At 44.2% G+C, this 20,597-nt stretch carries 19 protein-coding genes and 1 other annotated feature; all 19 genes read right to left on the bottom strand.

What is annotated here, in order from left to right:
* The 19 genes from rpsJ to QNH28_RS26905 all read right to left on the bottom strand — a co-directional run bounded on the left by rpsJ (position 1) and on the right by QNH28_RS26905 (position 20,597).
* Positions 1 to 309 carry a 30S ribosomal protein S10 gene (gene rpsJ / locus QNH28_RS26815; RefSeq protein WP_017692074.1) on the bottom strand — a complete coding sequence of 103 codons (309 nt, stop codon included), beginning with the start codon at positions 307 to 309 and terminating at the stop codon, positions 1 to 3.
* 226 nt (positions 310 to 535) lie between these two features.
* Positions 536 to 1,861, bottom strand: a complete 1,326-nt coding sequence (locus tag QNH28_RS26820) for a globin-coupled sensor protein (RefSeq protein ID WP_283909223.1) — start codon at positions 1,859 to 1,861, stop codon at positions 536 to 538.
* 283 nt (positions 1,862 to 2,144) lie between these two features.
* Positions 2,145 to 3,335 carry an elongation factor Tu gene (gene tuf / locus QNH28_RS26825; protein WP_042192178.1) on the bottom strand — a complete coding sequence of 397 codons (1,191 nt, stop codon included), beginning with the start codon at positions 3,333 to 3,335 and terminating at the stop codon, positions 2,145 to 2,147.
* A 110-nt stretch (positions 3,336 to 3,445) separates the two neighbouring features.
* The gene (gene fusA, locus QNH28_RS26830; RefSeq protein ID WP_283909224.1) at positions 3,446 to 5,524 is read right to left on the bottom strand and encodes an elongation factor G; all 2,079 of its coding nucleotides are present in this window, start codon (positions 5,522 to 5,524) and stop codon (positions 3,446 to 3,448) included.
* A gap of 47 nt (positions 5,525 to 5,571) precedes the next feature.
* Complete coding sequence (rpsG, locus tag QNH28_RS26835) at positions 5,572 to 6,042, bottom strand: 30S ribosomal protein S7 (protein WP_036680520.1); 471 nt, start codon at positions 6,040 to 6,042, stop codon at positions 5,572 to 5,574.
* Between the two features lie 44 nt (positions 6,043 to 6,086).
* On the bottom strand, positions 6,087 to 6,506 hold the full coding sequence (rpsL, locus tag QNH28_RS26840) for a 30S ribosomal protein S12 (RefSeq protein WP_036680518.1): 420 nt from the start codon (positions 6,504 to 6,506) through the stop codon (positions 6,087 to 6,089).
* Between the two features lie 133 nt (positions 6,507 to 6,639).
* Complete coding sequence (locus QNH28_RS26845; protein ID WP_283909225.1) at positions 6,640 to 6,891, bottom strand: ribosomal L7Ae/L30e/S12e/Gadd45 family protein; 252 nt, start codon at positions 6,889 to 6,891, stop codon at positions 6,640 to 6,642.
* 179 nt (positions 6,892 to 7,070) lie between these two features.
* Positions 7,071 to 10,682 (bottom strand): DNA-directed RNA polymerase subunit beta', encoded by a 3,612-nt coding sequence (rpoC, locus tag QNH28_RS26850; RefSeq protein ID WP_283909226.1) that lies wholly within the window; start codon positions 10,680 to 10,682, stop codon positions 7,071 to 7,073.
* Positions 10,683 to 10,797: 115 nt separating this feature from the next.
* Positions 10,798 to 14,343: a DNA-directed RNA polymerase subunit beta gene (rpoB, locus tag QNH28_RS26855; protein ID WP_283909227.1), complete on the bottom strand. Its 3,546-nt coding sequence runs from the start codon at positions 14,341 to 14,343 to the stop codon at positions 10,798 to 10,800.
* A gap of 423 nt (positions 14,344 to 14,766) precedes the next feature.
* Complete coding sequence (locus QNH28_RS26860; protein ID WP_283909228.1) at positions 14,767 to 15,366, bottom strand: class I SAM-dependent methyltransferase; 600 nt, start codon at positions 15,364 to 15,366, stop codon at positions 14,767 to 14,769.
* Positions 15,367 to 15,476: 110 nt separating this feature from the next.
* Complete coding sequence (gene rplL / locus QNH28_RS26865) at positions 15,477 to 15,836, bottom strand: 50S ribosomal protein L7/L12 (protein ID WP_042131233.1); 360 nt, start codon at positions 15,834 to 15,836, stop codon at positions 15,477 to 15,479.
* 66 nt (positions 15,837 to 15,902) lie between these two features.
* Complete coding sequence (gene rplJ, locus QNH28_RS26870) at positions 15,903 to 16,406, bottom strand: 50S ribosomal protein L10 (protein WP_042192187.1); 504 nt, start codon at positions 16,404 to 16,406, stop codon at positions 15,903 to 15,905.
* 64 nt (positions 16,407 to 16,470) lie between these two features.
* Positions 16,471 to 16,623: a sequence feature (ribosomal protein L10 leader region), on the bottom strand.
* Between the two features lie 67 nt (positions 16,624 to 16,690).
* On the bottom strand, positions 16,691 to 17,383 hold the full coding sequence (gene rplA / locus QNH28_RS26875; protein WP_283909229.1) for a 50S ribosomal protein L1: 693 nt from the start codon (positions 17,381 to 17,383) through the stop codon (positions 16,691 to 16,693).
* 81 nt (positions 17,384 to 17,464) lie between these two features.
* Entirely contained in the window at positions 17,465 to 17,890 is a 426-nt protein-coding gene (gene rplK, locus QNH28_RS26880; RefSeq protein WP_042131235.1) for a 50S ribosomal protein L11, read from the bottom strand.
* A gap of 75 nt (positions 17,891 to 17,965) precedes the next feature.
* Positions 17,966 to 18,499, bottom strand: a complete 534-nt coding sequence (nusG, locus tag QNH28_RS26885; protein WP_036680499.1) for a transcription termination/antitermination protein NusG — start codon at positions 18,497 to 18,499, stop codon at positions 17,966 to 17,968.
* Positions 18,500 to 18,520: 21 nt separating this feature from the next.
* A complete protein-coding gene (gene secE / locus QNH28_RS26890; protein WP_036680497.1) occupies positions 18,521 to 18,712 on the bottom strand; it encodes a preprotein translocase subunit SecE in 192 nt (63 codons plus the stop codon).
* Between the two features lie 20 nt (positions 18,713 to 18,732).
* Entirely contained in the window at positions 18,733 to 18,882 is a 150-nt protein-coding gene (rpmG, locus tag QNH28_RS26895) for a 50S ribosomal protein L33 (protein ID WP_076099620.1), read from the bottom strand.
* 390 nt (positions 18,883 to 19,272) lie between these two features.
* Positions 19,273 to 19,917 (bottom strand): RNA polymerase sporulation sigma factor SigH, encoded by a 645-nt coding sequence (sigH, locus tag QNH28_RS26900; RefSeq protein ID WP_036680496.1) that lies wholly within the window; start codon positions 19,915 to 19,917, stop codon positions 19,273 to 19,275.
* A 158-nt stretch (positions 19,918 to 20,075) separates the two neighbouring features.
* The gene (locus tag QNH28_RS26905; protein WP_283909230.1) at positions 20,076 to 20,597 is read right to left on the bottom strand and encodes an NYN domain-containing protein; all 522 of its coding nucleotides are present in this window, start codon (positions 20,595 to 20,597) and stop codon (positions 20,076 to 20,078) included.

Below are 20,597 nucleotides of genomic sequence, written 5' to 3' on the forward strand. Positions count from 1 at the left end.
TTACAATTTGATTTCGATATCTACACCGGACGGTAGATCCAAGCGCATCAAGGCATCCACAGTTTGTGGTGTTGGGTTCACAATATCGATCAAACGTTTGTGAGTCCGTTGTTCAAACTGTTCACGGGAATCCTTGTACTTGTGTACCGCACGGAGAATAGTAATGATTTGCTTCTCAGTTGGTAACGGAATCGGCCCGGATACACCTGCACCCGAACGTTTTGCTGTTTCAACAATCTTCTCAGCGGATTGATCAAGAATTCTGTGGTCGTATGCTTTCAAGCGAATACGAATTTTTTGCTTTGCCATTTTAGTCCCTCCTTCTATCGCCCAATTTGGTATCGGACATACTCCGTGAAAATTTTCTGACCTCGTCCCCATGGCAAAGGGGCCGGGTGTGTCAGTAACCTCTCACATCATCGCAACGTCTCAGAACAACATTTATTATTATATATAATAGGCGGCAGTATTGCAAGCTTAATTAACAAAACAACGCATATTTTTTTCAAGCGCTGTTTTATTACTATTATATAGGCTAAAGATTCTCAGTAGCAGACTTGAAAAACTCAGCTGACTCTGCAGTCTGTTCTGTTGCTGACCCAATTCCCTCTATCGTCTGAATCAATGTTCTTATTTCTTCTTCTACTATAACAATCTCCTGTGTGCTACTCTTCATCGCCTCAACAATATCGGAAAACAAAAGACTAGTCTCAACGGATTGATGCTTTCCACTTTTGGTTAACTCTTGTACCTTACGTATCTCTTCAACAACCTGTTGTGTGAGATATCCTGATTTATTAGTTAGCTCTACGATCTGAATTACAGTATTCTTCGTATCCTCTGCCAATCGACTAACTTCTTGGGCAACTACACTAAACCCTCTACCATGCTCTCCAGCTCTGGCAGCTTCTATTGTTGCATTAAGTGAAAGGATTTTGGTTTGATCAGCGATATCTTTCACTGAGTTTACGATTTTTTGAATTTGTTTAGAGGAATTACTTAATTCCTGAACTGAGTGTTCCATCTCACTTGTACTTTGATAAATAAGGTTAATCTGTCCTGTTAAGCTATCCAAATGCTCATGTCCATCTGTAGCCAACCCCTGTGACTCTACAGCGGATGTAGCAGTACGTTGGAATGTTCTACTCACTTCATTGCTACTGGCCACTAGCTGCTTCACAGCAGCATTTGTGTCGATACTAAAATCTATTAATTCGCTGCTGAATTCAGCGATTTTCTGCTTTAATTCATTTTTAACTAATAAGTATTGCTGTTCCTTCTCTTTAACGTTCTCCTTCTCGTACTCCTCCAGAACGAGTTGTTGCTCAAGGTTAAGCAACTTAGTAACGGTTTGAACTACTTGTAGGCGTGCATTGTCATCATGTGTTTCTTTATAGATAACTTTTATAAATACATTCTGGAGATTTTGAAAAGCGGATAAATACCATTTAGGCTCAAGTCCTACTCTTTTATGAATATTAGCAATCTTCATTCGCTTTGCTATGTACTCATCATCAACTTTGCCATCAAAAATCTCAATAATATGTTCTCGGAGTGTCGTCTTCAACCTTTCTATACTACTATGCTCCAATATTATTGCTTCAAGTTTATTTACGCCTAATACCGAATTGTAAAACTGATCAGTAATATAGTCTATATTCTGTTCAACGATAGGTTTCACCCTACGTAATAAGTTCAAATCTGATTCAGTTAGATCAATCATTCTCATTTGTTCATTGAGTTCATCATGACCCTCAAGAGTATGAAAAAGATTTTGAGTAGTCTTATTCTGATGTTTAAGTTCTTTGAAATTAGGGGTGTGAGAATCCTCATTATTATTACGTGATGTTATAGCATGCATGAATGAAAAAGGACATTTTCCCATGTTATCACTCTCCCCTTAATTACTATTTTTTTACAATATTACCTTCCTTTCATTTTACTCTATGATTATTAAAATTGTAAACAATTTATCGTAGATTTTTGGCGAATTATGTAGAAAATACACATATTATCTGTTTTATTTATCATTAAATGTCGAAGCATAAACAATTGCTTCTAAAAAAATACAAAAAGCCCCGGATTCTCCGCAAGAAGAATCCGGGGCACTATGATTCAGAGTCTACCCGCAGATAGAAACGAATTTATTTTTGGATGGAAGCTACGCTACCTGCTCCAACTGTACGTCCACCTTCGCGAATGGAGAATTTAGTACCTTCTTCAATAGCGATAGGGGAGATCAGGGCAACAGTTACAGTGATGTTGTCACCAGGCATAACCATTTCAGTACCTTCTGGCAAGTTGATGATACCAGTTACGTCAGTTGTACGGAAGTAGAACTGTGGACGGTAACCAGTGAAGAATGGTTTGTGACGTCCGCCTTCTTCTTTAGTCAAAACGTAGATTTGAGCAGTGAACTCAGTGTGTGGTTTAACAGAGTTCGGTTTAGCCAATACTTGGCCACGCTCGATCATCGTACGGTCTACACCACGAAGCAAAGCTCCGATGTTGTCGCCCGCTTGAGCGGAATCCAGCAATTTACGGAACATTTCTACGCCCGTAACTACGGATTTCTTAGTTTCTTCGTGAATACCAACGATTTCGATTTCTTCTCCGACTTTAACTGTTCCGCGTTCTACGCGACCAGTTGCCACAGTACCGCGGCCAGTGATGGAGAATACATCTTCGACAGGCATCAAGAATGGTTTGTCAGTTTGACGCTCTGGAAGTGGAATGTACTCGTCGATTGTTTCGAACATTTCAACAATCTTCTTAGCATATTCGCCTTCTGGGTTTTGAAGAGCTTCACGAGCAGAACCACGAATGATTGGAGTGTCGTCGCCTGGGAAGTCATACTCGCTCAGCAAGTCACGAACTTCCATTTCAACCAATTCCAACAACTCTTCGTCTTCAACCATGTCGCATTTGTTCAAGAATACAACGATGTATGGAACACCTACTTGACGGGACAACAGGATGTGCTCGCGAGTTTGTGGCATAGGGCCATCAGCTGCGGATACAACCAGGATAGCTCCGTCCATTTGCGCTGCGCCTGTGATCATGTTTTTAACATAGTCGGCGTGACCAGGGCAGTCTACGTGAGCGTAGTGACGGTTAGGAGTTTCATATTCAACGTGGGAAGTGGAGATTGTGATACCACGTTCGCGCTCTTCAGGAGCTTTGTCGATTTGATCGAATGCGATAGCTGCGCCACCGTAAGTTTTGGACAATACAGTAGTGATTGCAGCTGTCAGAGTCGTTTTACCATGGTCGACGTGACCAATAGTACCGATGTTAACGTGCGGTTTGTTACGTTCAAACTTTGCCTTTGCCATTTGAACAGTTCCTCCTTAATGTGGGGTTCCTTATATTTTGAGCCGCCCGCATGTATGTTTATCTTAGATGACTGAGTAGTTATACTCGGACGGCAAGTTAAAACTAGTAATTATTCTCCGCCTTTGTTCTTAGCAGCGATCTCTTCCGCAATGGATTTAGGAACTTCTTCATAGTGAGAAAGCTCCATTGAGAATACGCCACGTCCTTGAGTACCAGAACGAAGAGTTGTAGAGTATCCGAACATTTCGGAAAGAGGCACCTTAGCACGGATAATTTGCGCTCCACCACGGGAATCCATACCTTCGATACGGCCACGGCGGGAGTTCAGCATACCCATAACATCACCCATATATTCCTCAGGAACAGTTACTTCTACTTTCATGATTGGCTCAAGCAGGACAGGTTTACACTTGTCTTTAGCTGCTTTAAGTGCCATCGAGCCGGCAATTTTAAATGCCATTTCGTTGGAATCGACATCATGGTAAGAACCATCAACGATGGTAGCTTTAACGTCTACAAGCGGGAAGCCTGCAAGTACGCCGTTTTTCATTTGTTCTTCGATACCCGCAAGTGCAGGAGCGATGTACTCTCTAGGAACCGAGCCACCGACAACTTTACTTTCGAATTTGCTACCAGTACCTGGCTCGAGGGGTTCAAATTCAACCCATACGTGACCGTATTGACCACGACCACCAGATTGGCGTACAAATTTACCTTCGACGCGAGCAGGTGCCTTGAACGTTTCGCGGTAAGCAACCTGTGGTTTACCCACATTGGTTTCTACTTTGAACTCACGACGCATACGGTCGATGATGATGTCCAAGTGAAGTTCACCCATACCAGCCAGGATAGTTTGGCCTGTTTCTTCATCAGTATGAGCACGAAGAGTTGGATCCTCTTCAGTCAACTTACCGAGAGCAACGCCCAATTTATCTTGGTCAGCTTTTGTTTTTGGTTCAACAGCGATTTCGATAACTGGATCAGGGAAGTTCATTGATTCCAGAATTACTGGATGCTTCTCATCACACAGTGTATCACCTGTACTGGTGTCTTTCAAACCAACTGCTGCAGCGATGTCGCCAGAATACACGATGGAAATCTCTTGACGGCTGTTAGCATGCATTTGAAGGATACGACCAATACGTTCACGCTTGTTCTTAGTAGCATTAACTACATAAGATCCGGACTCTAGAACACCAGAGTAAACACGGAAGAACGTAAGTTTACCTACATAAGGGTCAGTCATGATTTTAAATGCCAAAGCTGCAAACGGTTCTTCATCCGAAGAATGACGAACTGCTTCAGTTCCATCATCAAGATGTCCAGTGATAGCTGGAACGTCAAGAGGAGATGGCAAGTAATCAACAACAGCATCCAGCATAAGCTGAATCCCTTTGTTACGGTAGGAGGATCCAACAATTACAGGGAACAATTTAACTTCAACTACGCCTTTGCGCAGTGCAGCTTTAATTTCCGGAACTGTAATTTCTTCGCCTTCCAGGTACTTCATAGTCAGATCTTCATCAAGTTCAGCAACTTTCTCGATCAACTCGAGACGCAGCTCCTCAACTTTGGCCAAATATTCTTCCGGAATATCCGTTACTTCGATGTTTTGGCCTAGATCATCTCTGAACATGTGTGCTTTTTGCTCAACAAGGTCGATAATACCAGTGAAATCACTTTCTGCACCAATTGGCAATTGAATAGCAACTGCATTGGCTTGAAGGCGATCACGCATAGTTTCGATTACGTTAAGGAAGTCCGCACCGATAATGTCCATTTTGTTCACATATGCAATACGTGGAACGTTATAACGGTCAGCCTGTCTCCATACGGTTTCAGACTGAGGCTCAACGCCCTCTTTTGCACTAAATACACCTACTGCCCCATCCAATACACGCAGGGAACGTTCAACTTCAACAGTGAAGTCAACGTGTCCTGGGGTATCAATGATATTGATGCGGTGACCTTTCCACGCAGCAGTCGTAGCAGCGGACGTAATCGTGATTCCGCGCTCTTGTTCTTGCTCCATCCAGTCCATTGTAGCAGCACCCTCGTGAACTTCACCGATTTTGTGCGTACGGCCTGTATAGAAAAGAATCCGCTCTGTGGTAGTTGTTTTACCAGCATCAATATGCGCCATGATCCCGATATTACGTGTATTTTTTAAGGAGAACTCTCTAGCCATGAAATGGATCTCCCTTCAAAATATAAGTTATTTGAATGACCTTAATCCTACCAACGGTAGTGAGCGAACGCTTTGTTTGCTTCAGCCATTTTGTGTGTATCTTCGCGTTTCTTAACAGAAGCGCCTGTGTTGTTGGAAGCGTCGATGATCTCAGCCGCCAAACGCTCTTCCATCGTCTTCTCACCGCGGTTGCGAGAGTAGTTTACGAGCCAACGTAATCCCAGAGCAGTACGTCTCTCTGGTTTAACCTCGATAGGTACTTGATAGTTAGCACCACCGACACGACGAGCTTTGACTTCCAAAACCGGCATGATATTCTTGATGGCAGCTTCGAAAACTTCCATCGGATCTTTACCCGTACGTTCTTCAATCAATTTGAATGAATTGTACAGAATGCTTTGAGCGACACCTCTTTTACCACCCAGCATAATGCGGTTAATCAAACGAGTAACCAACTTGCTATTATACAACGGATCTGGCAATACGTCTCTCTTAGTAACTGGACCTTTGCGTGGCATGGATATCCCCCTTTCTTAAATGTTTATTATTCTAGTACTTTTTCTTATTTCTTAGCTTTAGGACGTTTAGCACCGTATTTAGAACGAGCTTGCATCCGGTTAGCTACACCTGCTGTATCCAATGCACCACGAACGATATGGTAACGAACCCCTGCAAGGTCCTTTACTTTACCTCCGCGAAGTAATACAACACTGTGCTCTTGTAAGTTATGTCCGATACCCGGGATATAAGCTGTTACCTCGAGACGGTTCGTCAAACGAACACGGGCATATTTACGAAGCGCTGAGTTTGGTTTACGTGGAGTCATAGTACCAACACGAGTGCACACACCGCGTTTTTGCGGAGCGCTCAAATTTGTAGCCTCACGCTTGAGGGCGTTATACCCTTTTTGAAGAGCGGGAGATTTAGATTTTTCGATTTTGGCTTGACGGCCCTTACGAACCAATTGGTTAATTGTTGGCATGTTGTTGCCACCCCCTTCCTGAAATGATAGCCGATTTAAGAACTCTAAGCCCACAGACCCAGGCGGTTCATAAAAAGACAAATGAAAAGTTCTTGCCTCTGGAGTTCATCCCAGTACAAAAACATTTCCGTAGCTATTGTTTTAAGACGGCTGCCATCGCAGCGCCAACTTCTATTCCGCAGGCCTTGCCCAAATTTAGCATCGTATCCACATATGTGATCTTAACACCTTGTTTGTTACAAAGCATAACTATCCTGGAAGTAAGCCTTTGATCTCCGTCCTCTGCCACATAGACTTCTGCAGCTTGGCCCAACTCTACCGCCTTGACGGTTTGTTTGGTACCGATCTTGACCTGAGCATCCAGTAGTCCTCTATCATCAGTCATAATCATTACCTCCAATGAACAAGGATAACATGGCTACTCACGCACCTTAGACATTTTAGCATTATCAATAGATGGTGTCAAGAAATTCAGCAATAATTCTTATGATTATTATACACAGCAGATATTCGTGTCACACCTATGAATAGGTATGACACGAGTACACTACCGTGATTGCTAATTTATTCAGCAGGAACCGGCTCTAAAGAGTCAAGCGCGCTTTCTGCATTTGGATCACTTAGTTTAACATTACGGTAACGATTCATACCAGTACCTGCAGGAATCAACTTACCGATAATAACATTTTCTTTAAGTCCAAGCAACTTATCTACTTTGCCTTTGATAGCAGCATCTGTTAAGACACGAGTAGTTTCTTGGAAAGATGCAGCTGACAAGAAGGAATCTGTCTCAAGAGATGCCTTGGTAATACCGAGTAGGACCGGTTTAGCAACTGCAGGCTCTTTACCTGACAAGATGGCTTCCTTGTTAGCAGCTTCGTATTCATGAATATCCGCAAATGCGCCCGGTAACAGACTTGTGTCACCCGCGTCAATGATACGGATCTTACGAAGCATTTGCTTGATCATAACTTCAATGTGCTTATCATTGATCTCAACGCCCTGGTTACGATATACACGCTGAACTTCTTGCAGAATGTAGTTTTGTACCCCACGGATCCCTTTGATTCGCAGCATTTCTTTAGGGTCAATCGAACCGTCTGTCAACTCATCGCCGGCTTCAATCTCTTGGCCTTCGCTGACACGTAGACGTGAACCATAAGTAATGGAATAAGTCTTAGATTCTGCTTCACCTTGAACCTCGATTTCGCGACGATCCTTAGTTTCACGGATTTCCTTGATTACACCATCGATCTCACTGATTGTAGCTTGACCTTTAGGGTTACGAGCTTCAAACAACTCCTGAATACGTGGCAAACCTTGCGTGATGTCATCACCGGCAACACCGCCGGTATGGAACGTACGCATTGTAAGCTGGGTTCCTGGTTCACCGATAGATTGTGCAGCGATAATACCAACCGCTTCACCGATCTCAACGTGTTTACCAGTTGCCAAGTTACGACCGTAACATTTCTTACAAACACCATGACGAGCACGGCAGCTTAGTACAGAGCGGATTTGCAGCTTAGTTACACCAGCTTCTACGATTGCTTCCGCTTTATCGGAGTCAATCAAATCGTTGCGGTGAACAATGATTTCGCCTGTTTCTGGATGACGAACAGTCTCGAAGCAGTAACGACCTTCAATACGGTCATACAGATCCTCAATAACCTCTTTACCATCCTGAATACGACTAACTGTAAATCCTTTATCTGTTCCACAATCTTCTTCACGAACGATAACGTCCTGAGCTACGTCAACGAGACGACGAGTCAAGTAACCGGAGTCAGCAGTACGAAGTGCGGTATCGGCAAGACCTTTACGCGCTCCGTGAGTGGAGATAAAGTACTCCAAGACCGTAAGACCTTCACGGAAGTTCGCTTTAATTGGCAATTCGAAAATCCGACCCGAAGGTGTTGCCATCAGACCACGCATACCACCCAGCTGAGTGATCTGCGATTTGTTACCCCGCGCTTTGGAGTCAACCATGAGCATGATAGAGTTGAAACGGTCCATCGATTTAAGCAGGATGTTTGTAAGATCATCCTTCGTCTTCGACCAGATCTCAATAACACGGTCGTACCGTTCGTCATTAGTGATCAGACCACGGCGATATTGGTTAGCAACCACATCTACCTTAGCTTCGGACTCTTTCAAGATCGTAACTTTCTCCTCAGGCACGATAACATCCGACACAGCAACGGTAACACCGGAACGTGTGGAGTAAGTAAAGCCGAGTTGTTTAATTTTATCCAAAATCATAGAGGTTTTGGTTGTATGATAAGTTTCAAAACAACGTGCGATAATCAGACCCAGATATTCTTTACCTACAGCGCTGGCTTCAGGAGCGGATTCAATCAGCTCGCGAATATCTGCGCCTTTTTCATAGATAAAGTATTTCTCTGGCGTGCCATGCAGCAAGTTAGTCTTAGTCGCTTCATTGATATAAGGGAAACTACTTGGGTAAATTTCATTAAAGATAATCTTACCGATCGTAGTGATCAACATTGCGCCTTGTTGTTTTTCCGTAAAGCAAGTTTTACCAAGTGCTTTAACTGGAATAGCCACACGAGCATGAAGACCTGCAGTTCCGCGTTGGTAAGCTGATACAGCTTCGTTTACGGTACGCAGAATCATACCTGATCCTTTTTCTTCCTTGTTGTCCATGGTCAGGTAGAAAGTACCAAGGACCATATCCTGGGAAGGTGTTACAACCGGTTTTCCGTCTTTAGGGTTCAAGATATTACCGGATGCAAGCATGAGAATACGTGCTTCCGCTTGAGCTTCTGCTGACAGAGGAACGTGCACCGCCATTTGGTCACCGTCAAAGTCGGCGTTATAAGCCGTACATACGAGTGGGTGAAGACGAATAGCATGACCTTCCACCAAAATCGGTTCAAAAGCTTGGATACCGAGACGGTGAAGTGTTGGTGCGCGGTTTAGAAGTACTGGGTGCTCTCTGATTACTTCTTCAAGTACATCCCATACTTCAGGACTTACACGCTCAACTTTACGTTTTGCGCTCTTTATGTTGTGGGCTAGGCCCTTGTTAACCAATTCTTTCATGACAAAAGGCTTGAACAATTCTAGCGCCATTTTCTTAGGAAGTCCGCACTGATACATCTTGAGGTACGGTCCTACAACGATAACGGAACGTCCAGAGTAGTCAACCCGTTTACCGAGCAAGTTCTGGCGGAAACGTCCTTGTTTACCTTTCAGCATATGGCTGAGCGATTTCAATGGACGGTTACCAGGACCCGTTACCGGACGTCCTCTACGGCCGTTATCGATGAGAGCATCGACAGCTTCCTGTAGCATCCGTTTCTCGTTCTGCACGATAATGTCAGGTGCACCGAGATCAAGCAGTCTTTTCAGACGGTTGTTCCGGTTAATAACACGACGATAAAGATCGTTCAAATCAGACGTAGCAAAACGGCCACCATCCAATTGAACCATAGGACGAAGTTCCGGAGGAATAACCGGTAGAACATCCATGATCATCCAATCAGGTTTGTTGCCTGAGTTACGGAATGCTTCAATGACTTCCAGACGTTTGATCGCCCGGTTACGACGTTGGCCTTGGGCCGTACGCAGTTCTTCTTTGAGGAATTCCAGCTCTTTTTCGATGTCGATATCTTGAAGAAGCTTCTTAACAGCTTCAGCACCCATGCCGGCTTGGAATCCGTAACCGTATTTTTCACGGTAGCTACGATATTCTTTCTCGGACAAAAGTTGTTTCTTTTCCAGAGGTGTTTCACCTGGGTCAGTTACAACATACGATGCGAAGTAAATAATCTCTTCAAGTGATCTTGGAGACATATCTAGTGCCAAACCCATACGGCTTGGGATACCTTTGAAGTACCAGATATGAGATACCGGAGCAGCCAATTCAATGTGACCCATACGTTCACGACGAACTTTAGCACGAGTAACTTCAACGCCACAACGGTCGCAGACTACGCCCTTATAACGGACACGTTTGTATTTACCACAATGACATTCCCAGTCTTTTTGCGGTCCAAAGATACGCTCGCAGAAAAGACCCTCTTTTTCCGGTTTCAATGTACGATAGTTAATGGTTTCCGGTTTCTTAACTTCTCCGCGGGACCATGAACGAATCTTCTCCGGAGAAGCGAGTCCGATTTTCATAAATTCAAAATTGTTAACGTCCAACAAGGAGCAACCCTCCTTAACCTAATCCTGATTTAGTACCGCTTTGCCCTCCCCTGACTGTTACATCAAAAGAGGGCGCGGTCCTTTATAAAATGGAACTCTAAAGCTCCAAGCGTGATTATTCTGCTCCGACTTCTGCGCCTTCTAAATTGAGGCTTAGCTTGTCGCCTGACGTCTCGTCCTCATCGTCCAATTCTCTCATTTCAATTTCCTGCTCGTCTCCGCTAAGGATCTTAACATCCATACCCAGGGACTGCAGTTCCTTGATCAATACCTTGAACGACTCAGGAACGCCTGGTTCCGGTACATTTTCACCTTTGACGATGGATTCGTACGTCTTCACGCGACCAACCACGTCATCGGATTTTACGGTCAAAATTTCTTGTAATGTATATGCAGCACCGTAAGCTTCAAGCGCCCACACTTCCATCTCCCCGAAACGCTGTCCACCAAACTGAGCTTTACCACCCAGCGGCTGTTGCGTAACTAGTGAGTAAGGACCTGTTGAACGGGCATGAATCTTATCATCAACCATGTGTGCCAGTTTGATCATATGCATGACGCCGACAGTAACTTCACGTTCGAAGCGTTCACCTGTCCGGCCATCGTACAATATAGTTTTACCATTACGTTGCATGCCAGCTTCTTCCATCGTATCAAACACGTCATACTCACGCGCTCCGTCAAATACCGGCGTTGCAATGTGAATACCCAGACGCAATGCGGCCATACCAATATGGACCTCAAGCACCTGTCCGATGTTCATACGAGAAGGAACGCCTAGTGGGTTAAGAACAACCTGTACTGGCGTACCGTCCGGAAGGAACGGCATATCTTCTTCTGGCAGGATACGAGCAACGACACCCTTGTTACCGTGACGTCCGGCCATTTTGTCACCTTCAGAGATCTTACGTTTCTGAGCGATGTAGACACGAACCAATTGATTTACGCCAGGAGGCAGTTCATCACCGTTCTCACGTGTAAATACTTTAACGTCCACGATAATACCATCACTACCATGAGGAACGCGTAAAGAGGTATCCCGTACTTCACGAGCCTTCTCACCAAAGATAGCGTGTAGGAGACGTTCTTCTGCAGTCAATTCAGTTACACCCTTCGGAGTAACTTTACCAACCAGAATGTCACCAGCACTGATTTCCGCACCGATACGGATAATTCCACGCTCATCAAGATTGCGCAGAGCTTCTTCACCCACGTTCGGAATATCACGTGTGATTTCTTCAGGTCCCAGTTTAGTGTCACGAGCTTCGGATTCGTATTCCTCGATATGAATCGAAGTGTATACATCTTCCTTAACTAGTTTTTCACTTAACAGGATCGCATCCTCGTAGTTGTAACCTTCCCAAGTCATGAACGCAACGACTACGTTGCGACCAAGAGCAAGTTCGCCCATTTCTGTGGAAGGACCATCCGCCAGGATGTCACCCTTCTTAACAATGTCCCCTCTTTTAGCTAGAGGACGTTGGTTAATACAGGTACCTTGGTTAGAACGCATAAATTTGTGTAATTTATATTTAACGATATCGCCTTTAACTTCTTTGCCTTCGACAGTCTCAACCCGGCGCAGCCAAATTTCATTAGCTGAAGAACGTTCGATAATACCGTCATACTTAGAAACAACACATACGCCAGAATCCTTAGCGGATTTATGCTCCATCCCTGTTCCGACCAGCGGAGCTTTAGGAATCAGAAGTGGAACGGCTTGACGCTGCATGTTAGATCCCATCAGAGCGCGGTTGGAGTCATCGTTCTCAAGGAACGGAATGAGCGCCGTAGCGACAGATACGACCTGTTTAGGCGAAACATCCATGTAATCGACACGATTACTTGGCATTGTTGTAATGTTATCTGAATCTTTGTTGTAACGAACGATTACCATGTCTTCTTTAAAGGAGCCATCTTCATCGATCAATACGTTAGCCTGAGCAACTACATAATTATCTTCCTCATCAGCAGTCAGATAATCGATTTGTTCAGTTACCTTACCTGTCTTTGGATCTACCCAACGATACGGAGCTTCAATAAAGCCATATTCGTTGATGCGAGCAAAGGTGGACAAGGAGTTGATCAATCCAATGTTCGGTCCTTCCGGTGTTTCAATTGGACACATCCGGCCGTAGTGACTGTGATGGACGTCACGAACTTCAAAGCCCGCGCGCTCACGTGTCAAACCACCGGGTCCGAGTGCAGACAGACGACGTTTATGCGTAAGTTCCGCAAGCGGGTTCGTCTGATCCATAAACTGAGACAACTGGGAGCTACCGAAGAACTCTTTAATGGACGCGATAACTGGACGAATGTTGATCAGAGCTTGAGGCGTAATTGCATTAGCATCCTGAATCGACATTCTTTCACGTACAACGCGTTCCATACGGGACAAACCGATACGGAACTGATTCTGCAGAAGTTCACCTACAGAACGCAGGCGACGGTTACCCAAATGGTCTATATCATCGGTATTACCAATTCCGTGAAGCAAATTAATAAAGTAGCTGATCGAGGATATAATATCAGCTTGAGTAATGTGCTTAACAGACTTGTCGATGTTACCGTTAGCGATCAGCTTAATAACCCGACCTTCTTCAATTGGCGAGAATACGTCAATCGTTTGAAGAGGAATATCTTCACTGTCCATAACTCCGCCAGTAACACGGTAGTTTTTAAAGGCAACATTCTTTTCGAAATATGGAATCAATTCATCAAGCAGTCTACGATCGACCATTTGACCGGACTCTGCCAGGATTTCCCCTGTAGCTTCGTCAACCAAAGGCTGAGCAAGACGTTGATTGAAAAGACGGTTCTTAATGTGTAGCTTTTTATTGATTTTGTAACGGCCTACATTAGCTAGGTCGTAGCGTTTTGGATCAAAGAAACGCGCGACCAGCAAACTTTTGGCATTGTCCAGTGTCGGCGGTTCGCCCGGACGCAAACGCTCATAAATTTCAATAAGCGCCTTCTCCGTGGAGTCCGTGTTGTCTTTATCCAGCGTATTGCGAATATATTCATCATTGCCAAGCAATTCCAGAATTTCGGCATCACTACCGAAACCGAGAGCACGCAAAAGTACGGTAACAGGGATTTTACGAGTCCGATCGATACGAACATACATAATATCCTTAGCGTCGGTCTCAAGTTCCAACCAGGCTCCGCGGTTCGGGATTACTGTGGCGGTGTAGGTTTTTTTGCCGTTCTTATCCACTTTTGTGCTGAAATAGACGCTTGGAGAGCGAACCAACTGGCTGACAATAACCCGTTCCGCACCGTTAATAATAAAAGTGCCGGTCTCCGTCATCAGCGGGAAATCTCCCATGAACACTTCCTGCTCTTTGACCTCACCGGTCTCCTTATTAATGAGCCGCACCTTTACACGCAGAGGAGCCGCATACGTCACGTCCCGCTCTTTAGCGTCGTCAACCGTATATTTTGGTTCACCCAGGCTGTAATCAATGAACTCTAGTACCAAATTACCTGTGAAATCCTGGATCGGCGAGATGTCCTGAAACATTTCCCGCAATCCTTCCTCCAAAAACCAATCATAAGATTTTTGTTGGATCTCGATCAGGTTCGGGACCTCGAGTACCTCGTTAATTCTCGCATAGCTCCGCCGAGTGCGTCGACCATACTGAACAAGATGTCCTGCCAACTTTACTCACCCCTCATGTCTACTCACTTAAAAATTGATTGCGAACCCTTGTTTGGAACCGTATAATGGAACCATACCACAAGGATTCAGTCATAAATAAAAGAAAAGCCCTTATCGAAATCTTCGAAAAAAGAGCGCACTTATCCATGACCAAAATACTCCTTATCCAGTAGATTTGCCCAAAACGTACATATTATACGTCACCAAGCAACAGTTTATGCGCTATTATCTATTACCGCGTAACACTCGCTACGCCAGAGCATAGAGAACCAATTCGCAAAAAACTTGCCGTACGGCTTGCGCTAGCCGGCGACAATATATCGCTTGACATTTTCAGCAAACTAAAGACATGGAGCCTATCTTAATACTGACATTTTATAATAATACCATTATCACTATCACATGTCAATAACCTATTGAATTTTATTTTTGAGCTTTAATAATGCGATAACCTTTATCTTTGCCCACTTCTTCCACTACCCGGAACAAGCTTTCAAGTTTAGCTACCGCTGATGGAGCACCCTGCTTCTTCTGAATTACAATCCACAGAAAGCCACCCTCATTCAAATGTTCATAAGCTTCTTCAAAAATCTGATGCACTACAGCTTTTCCCGCACGTATCGGAGGATTGGTAAGAATCACATCGAACTTTTGCTGTTCATTCAATGCGCCGAGCACATCGCTTTCCATTACCGTAACATTCCGGATTCCATTGTGCTGAGCATTCTCACGCGCAAGTTCTACCGCACGACTGTTAATATCAATCATCGTCACTTGCCCTTTGGGGGCTAGGTATGCTGCACTTATGCCTATCGGGCCATATCCACAACCCACATCAAGCACTGCCGAACCGTCCGGAATAATCATAGCTTCAATGAGAACTCGGCTACCGTAATCAATGTCTCCTTTAGAGAACACACCCGCATCGCTCGTAAAACGAAAGCTTTTGCCTCTTAGAACGGTGTCGATGGTACGTCTGTCATGACGCACTTCCGGTTGCTGCGAATAATAATGTTGCGACATCTCTATCCTCCCTTTCCTTTATGTTAATAGTTTGTATTCACAACCCTACTAACTCTATTTATAAAATAAACCCCTTGAACAAGTTCAAGGGGTTTTCAGTATAGAAGGAATTACTTCACTTCTACAGCTGCGCCTGCTTCTTCCAATTTTGCTTTAGTAGCTTCGGCTTCTTCTTTGCTTACTTTTTCTTTGATTGCTTTTGGTGCGTTGTCTACAAGGTCTTTAGCTTCTTTCAAGCCAAGGCCTGTGATTTCGCGAACGATTTTGATAACGTTGATTTTGGAAGCGCCAGCGCCTGTCAAAATTACGTCAAATTCGGATTGCTCTTCAGCTACTGCTGCTACCGCACCGCCAGCTGCTACTGGAGCTGCTGCTGTTACGCCGAATTCTTCTTCAATTGCTTTAACCAGGTCGTTCAGTTCCAATACGCTCATGCCTTTAATTGCTTCCAAGATTGCTTCTTTACTCATGATTGAACCTCCATTTATAATTTAAATTTGTTTGTGATATTGATTTATGCTGCAAGAGTCAAAGGCTTACGCGCTTTGTTCTTCTTTTTCAGCAACAGCTTTAACTGCAAGCGCGAAGTTGCGCATTGGAGCTTGAAGTACGCTAAGCAGCATGGACAGCAAACCATCGCGGGATGGAAGCTCAGCCAGTGCTTTCAATTGGTCCGCGTCGATGACACGTCCTTCAACTACGCCGCCTTTCAATTTCAAAGCGTCGTTTTTCTTGGCGAAATCGTTCAAAATTTTAGCTGGAGCCACTGCATCAGTTGTGCTGAATGCGATAGCTGTTGGACCAGTCAAAACTTCATCCAACTCAGTCAACTCAGCCGCAGCAGTTGCGCGACGTAGCAATGTGTTCTTCAGGACTTGAAACTCAACGCCAGCTTCACGAAGTTGCTTACGCAGTTCAGTCACTTGGGAAACGTTCAATCCACGGTAGTCCGCTACAACAGTCGAAAGACTGTTTTGCAGTTTCGCAGTAACGACGTCAACCGCATCCTGTTTTGCTTGAATTACTTTTGCATTTGCCAATGTATACACCTCCTGAAAATTTATGTGTTGGCGTTCTTTCCAAGGAAAGCATCACCGCTCCTACGCAGGCATTAGAAAAGCCTCCGCAGAATCACGAAGGCTTGATAAAACGAAAGTTATACGAGCGAGCTCGTTACTTCTTGTTTCTATCACAACACCTCGGTAGGAAATTAAGCACTAAGGCACCTACTGTCTACGGTAAGCATATTCAAGGTTAAGATTGATACCTTAAGTTTCACAACTGTTATAGATTATCAAAATCGACTCAAAGAGTCAACCTTTATTTATCTGAAGACGGTTGTGTTCACACGAGCGCTAGGTCCCATTGTGGAAGAAATCGAGATGCCTTTAAGGTATACACCTTTAGCAGCAGCTGGTTTCGCACGGTTCAAAGCGTCGATAAGAGCTTTAAGGTTATCGTTCAATTGTGCAGCATCAAAGGACACTTTGCCGATTGGCGCGTGAATTTGACCTGCTTTGTCAAGACGATATTCAATTTTACCGGCTTTGATTTCTTGCACAGCCTTAGTAACATCGAATGTAACTGTGCCAGCTTTAGGGTTAGGCATAAGACCTTTACCACCAAGCAAACGACCCAGTTTACCGACTTCACTCATCATATCAGGTGTAGCTACGCAGACATCAAATTCAAACCAGCCTTGTTGAATTTTGTTGATCATGTCTTGATCACCAACAAAATCCGCGCCAGCAGCTTCTGCCTCTTTCGCTTTTTCACCTTTTGCAAATACAAGCACGCGTTGTGTTTTACCAGTGCCGTGAGGCAGGACAACAACACCACGAACTGCTTGGTCTTGTTTACGCGGGTCTACACCCAGACGAACTGCTGCTTCAACGGTTTCGTCGAATTTTGCAGTCGCTGCCTTTTTCACAAGCTCTACAGCTTCTGAAGGCTCGTAAGTTGCTTCGCTGTTGATCAGCTTAGCAGCTTCTTGGTATTTCTTACCATGTTTAGCCATGAAATGTTCCTCCTTTGTGGTGTTAGCGGAAATTCCTCCCACATACTTGCGGGTCACGAATGACCGATTCTTCGAAAACTACTAGTCTTCGATTGTGATACCCATACTGCGAGCAGTACCTTCAACCATACGCATTGCAGCTTCTACAGATGCAGCGTTAAGGTCGGGCATTTTTGTTTCAGCAATTTCACGAACCGCTGCGCGGCCGATTTTTGCTACTTTTTTCTTGTTTGGTTCGCCGGATCCTTTTTCTACTTTAGCAGCGATGCGAAGCAGAACAGCAGCCGGAGGAGTTTTAGTGATGAACGTAAAGGAACGGTCTTCAAATACTGTAATTTCAACCGGAATGATCAAGCCAGCCTGGTCGGCAGTACGAGCATTAAATTCCTTACAGAATGCCATGATGTTGACACCTGCTTGACCTAACGCCGGACCTACTGGAGGCGCTGGATTCGCTTTCCCTGCAGGAATCTGCAGTTTCACCATTTTAATAACTTTTTTAGCCATGAGTGACACCTCCTTGCAAAAATAGTGGTCTTCGAACGCCATTAGCGCTCTCCCACAAGAAACCCTTAGCTTATGTTATATTTTCTCCACTTGAGTGAAATCCAACTCTAGCGGGGTTTCCCGTCCAAACATGTTCACATGCACTTTGATCTTGCTCTTGTCAGCCAAAATTTCTTCCACGGATCCCACAAAATTCGCAAACGGACCAACCATAATACGTACGGATTCCTTGATTTCGAAATCAATCTTCGCTTTAGGTTCAACCATGCCCATATGCTTCAGAATTTGTTCTACCTCTTCCGGAAGCAAAGCTGTTGGTTTAGACCCTGAGCCTGTCGAACCAACAAATCCAGTAACGCCCGGAGTATTGCGGACAACATACCAGGAATCATCAGTCTGAACCATTTCCACCAAAACATAACCCGGGTAAACTTTACGCATAACGGTTTTTTTCTTACCGTCTTTGTTTACGATTTCTTCTTCCATAGGAACAAGAACGCGGAATATTTTGTCTTCCATGCCCATGGACTCAACGCGCTTTTCCAAATTGGCTTTGACCTTATTCTCATACCCAGAATAGGTATGAACGACATACCATCTTTTTTCCATATCAAGCCACCTGGGACCTCTCTAAATAATCGCTTCAATCACAGCGGAAATACCGATGTCCAGAACCCAGAAGTAAATAGCGACAACTACTATTGTACCGAGAACGATCAATGTATAGTTGGTCAATTCTTTACGACTTGGCCAGCGAACTTTTTTGAGTTCACTCCAGCTCTCAGTGAAAAAGGAAAACATAGACTTGAAACTACGTTTCATGCCGACTACACCTCCACAGACTATCTGGTTTCGCGATGAGGAGTTTGCGAGTTACAATACTTGCAAAATTTCTTCATCTCCATGCGGTCGGGGTGATTTCGCTTGTTTTTGGTAGTCGCATAGTTTCTTTGTTTGCAACTTGTACAAGCCAAAGTGATAATTACCCGCATGATGTGCACCTCCCGAGACGTCCTTCTAACTATACAATTAGAAGACGTAAATATTGATCCTAAAAAAAGCCGCGAATTTAGGCCTACCTAAAACACTTTAGCATAATGTCAAGGTCTGTGTCAACGAAAGAATTCCGTTCTGCACTGGGTAATTTCGGGTGTTATAGTCATATGGCCGTACCCTGTCCTTGGGTCTATCTCTTCCTCACACTTCGCTGTCTTCTTATCATTATGGGGCATTCCGACTGTGTATAAACCTACCCTCAACGGCAACAACTAAAATCGACTCAAATAGAAATTTATGGTGTTAGCTCCTAATTCTATCTAAGCAATTTCATGAGACTAAAAAAAAGAACTCGATGTACGAGCCCTCTTGTGTTCATTATATCATTAATTGTCACGCACTTCTAGATATCTTTCTAATTTCCGCTTTACTCGTTGTAAAGCGTTGTCAATAGATTTCACATGTCGCTTTAGATCTTCAGCAATTTCCTGATAAGATCTTCCGTCTAAATACAACATCAGAACCTTGCGCTCTAGGTCACTTAAAATCTCCGCCATCTTATCTTCAAGTCCAATGAATTCTTCTTGATTGATAATTAGCTCTTCTGGATCCAGTACCTGAGTTCCACAAATGACATCCATAAGCGTCCGGTCGGAATCTTCATCATAAATGGGCTTGTCCAAAGAAACATATGAATTGAGCGGAATATGCTTCTGACGAGTGGCCGTCTTAATAGCGGTTATAATTTGACGTGTTATGCAGAGCTCAGCAAAAGCCTTGAATGAAGAGAGCTTGTCACCTTTAAAGTCACGAATAGCCTTGTATAGACCAATCATTCCTTCTTGAACAATATCTTCACGGTCTGCCCCGATCAAGAAATAAGAGCGGGCTTTAGCACGTACAAAATTACGGTATTTATTAATTAAGTGTTCTAATGCGCCACTGTCGCCACCACGGAAAGCCTCGACAATATCTTCATCACTTATGAAATCATACTCGGATAGCATTATTTCCTTGAGGTCGACACTCACCAAGAATCCCCCCGGCTGCAACGCAAGACACATCGTTACTTCGCGAAATATAGGATCAGTATATATTATGTTACCTTACACCGTCAACCGGATTTGTCCAAAAACAATCTGTAATAGCATAAAATGGAATAAAAATATTACCTAAATCTTTCCTCTTGTCACTGCCTACGCCAATTTTCCAGTTTACTCCGCACATCAGGAGGAAGTTTTTCTTCCAAAGAATGACGTGTAGAACTGATGCTTCCCGGTTCGATAGCCTTTTTCACTTGTTTCTGGTTCTCTTCTATTTCTAGATGCAATTCTCTTGCAGAAATCCGCAGTGCACCTTGAGCAAAAATAATATGCTGCTCCACAAAGTCACTCGTCGCAACATAGATCTGCCGACGGCGGTTGCTAAATTCCCCAACCAGTCGCTCGATGCATTCATCTGCGGTTTCTTTTTCCTTGGTGAAAAACACCTGGACTTTCCCCTGGACAAATGACCGCCCCAATCCTGGAACGCGGTATGCATCAAACACAGCAATAACTCGTCGTCCTGAGTAAGCCTGGTAATCGGCCAGCAAATCCATCAAGCGGTCTCGTGCTTCCTGCATACCAATCTGGGACAGTGCCGCAAGTTCCGGCCAGCCACCGATCATATTATATCCGTCCACAAGCAGCACATCGCGCCAGTCGGCCAT

Origin of the sequence: Paenibacillus sp. G2S3 (assembly GCF_030123105.1) — a bacterium.
Classification (GTDB): Bacteria; Bacillota; Bacilli; order Paenibacillales; family Paenibacillaceae; genus Paenibacillus_AQ.

What these genes read in the sequence shown, in the direction of transcription:
- rplK (WP_042131235.1), bottom strand. Translation starts at nt 17,890, where the DNA reads ATGGCTAAAAAAGTTATTAAAATGGTGAAACTGCAGATTCCTGCAGGG.
- nusG (WP_036680499.1), bottom strand. Translation starts at nt 18,499, where the DNA reads ATGGAAAAAAGATGGTATGTCGTTCATACCTATTCTGGGTATGAGAAT.
- QNH28_RS26860 (WP_283909228.1), bottom strand. Translation starts at nt 15,366, where the DNA reads ATGTCGCAACATTATTATTCGCAGCAACCGGAAGTGCGTCATGACAGA.
- QNH28_RS26905 (WP_283909230.1), bottom strand. Translation starts at nt 20,597, where the DNA reads ATGGCCGACTGGCGCGATGTGCTGCTTGTGGACGGATATAATATGATC.
- QNH28_RS26845 (WP_283909225.1), bottom strand. Translation starts at nt 6,891, where the DNA reads ATGACTGATGATAGAGGACTACTGGATGCTCAGGTCAAGATCGGTACC.
- rplL (WP_042131233.1), bottom strand. Translation starts at nt 15,836, where the DNA reads ATGAGTAAAGAAGCAATCTTGGAAGCAATTAAAGGCATGAGCGTATTG.
- rpsL (WP_036680518.1), bottom strand. Translation starts at nt 6,506, where the DNA reads ATGCCAACAATTAACCAATTGGTTCGTAAGGGCCGTCAAGCCAAAATC.
- rplA (WP_283909229.1), bottom strand. Translation starts at nt 17,383, where the DNA reads ATGGCTAAACATGGTAAGAAATACCAAGAAGCTGCTAAGCTGATCAAC.
- rpmG (WP_076099620.1), bottom strand. Translation starts at nt 18,882, where the DNA reads ATGCGGGTAATTATCACTTTGGCTTGTACAAGTTGCAAACAAAGAAAC.
- rpsJ (WP_017692074.1), bottom strand. Translation starts at nt 309, where the DNA reads ATGGCAAAGCAAAAAATTCGTATTCGCTTGAAAGCATACGACCACAGA.
- tuf (WP_042192178.1), bottom strand. Translation starts at nt 3,335, where the DNA reads ATGGCAAAGGCAAAGTTTGAACGTAACAAACCGCACGTTAACATCGGT.
- fusA (WP_283909224.1), bottom strand. Translation starts at nt 5,524, where the DNA reads ATGGCTAGAGAGTTCTCCTTAAAAAATACACGTAATATCGGGATCATG.
- rpsG (WP_036680520.1), bottom strand. Translation starts at nt 6,042, where the DNA reads ATGCCACGCAAAGGTCCAGTTACTAAGAGAGACGTATTGCCAGATCCG.
- QNH28_RS26820 (WP_283909223.1), bottom strand. Translation starts at nt 1,861, where the DNA reads ATGCATGCTATAACATCACGTAATAATAATGAGGATTCTCACACCCCT.
- secE (WP_036680497.1), bottom strand. Translation starts at nt 18,712, where the DNA reads ATGAAACGTAGTTTCAAGTCTATGTTTTCCTTTTTCACTGAGAGCTGG.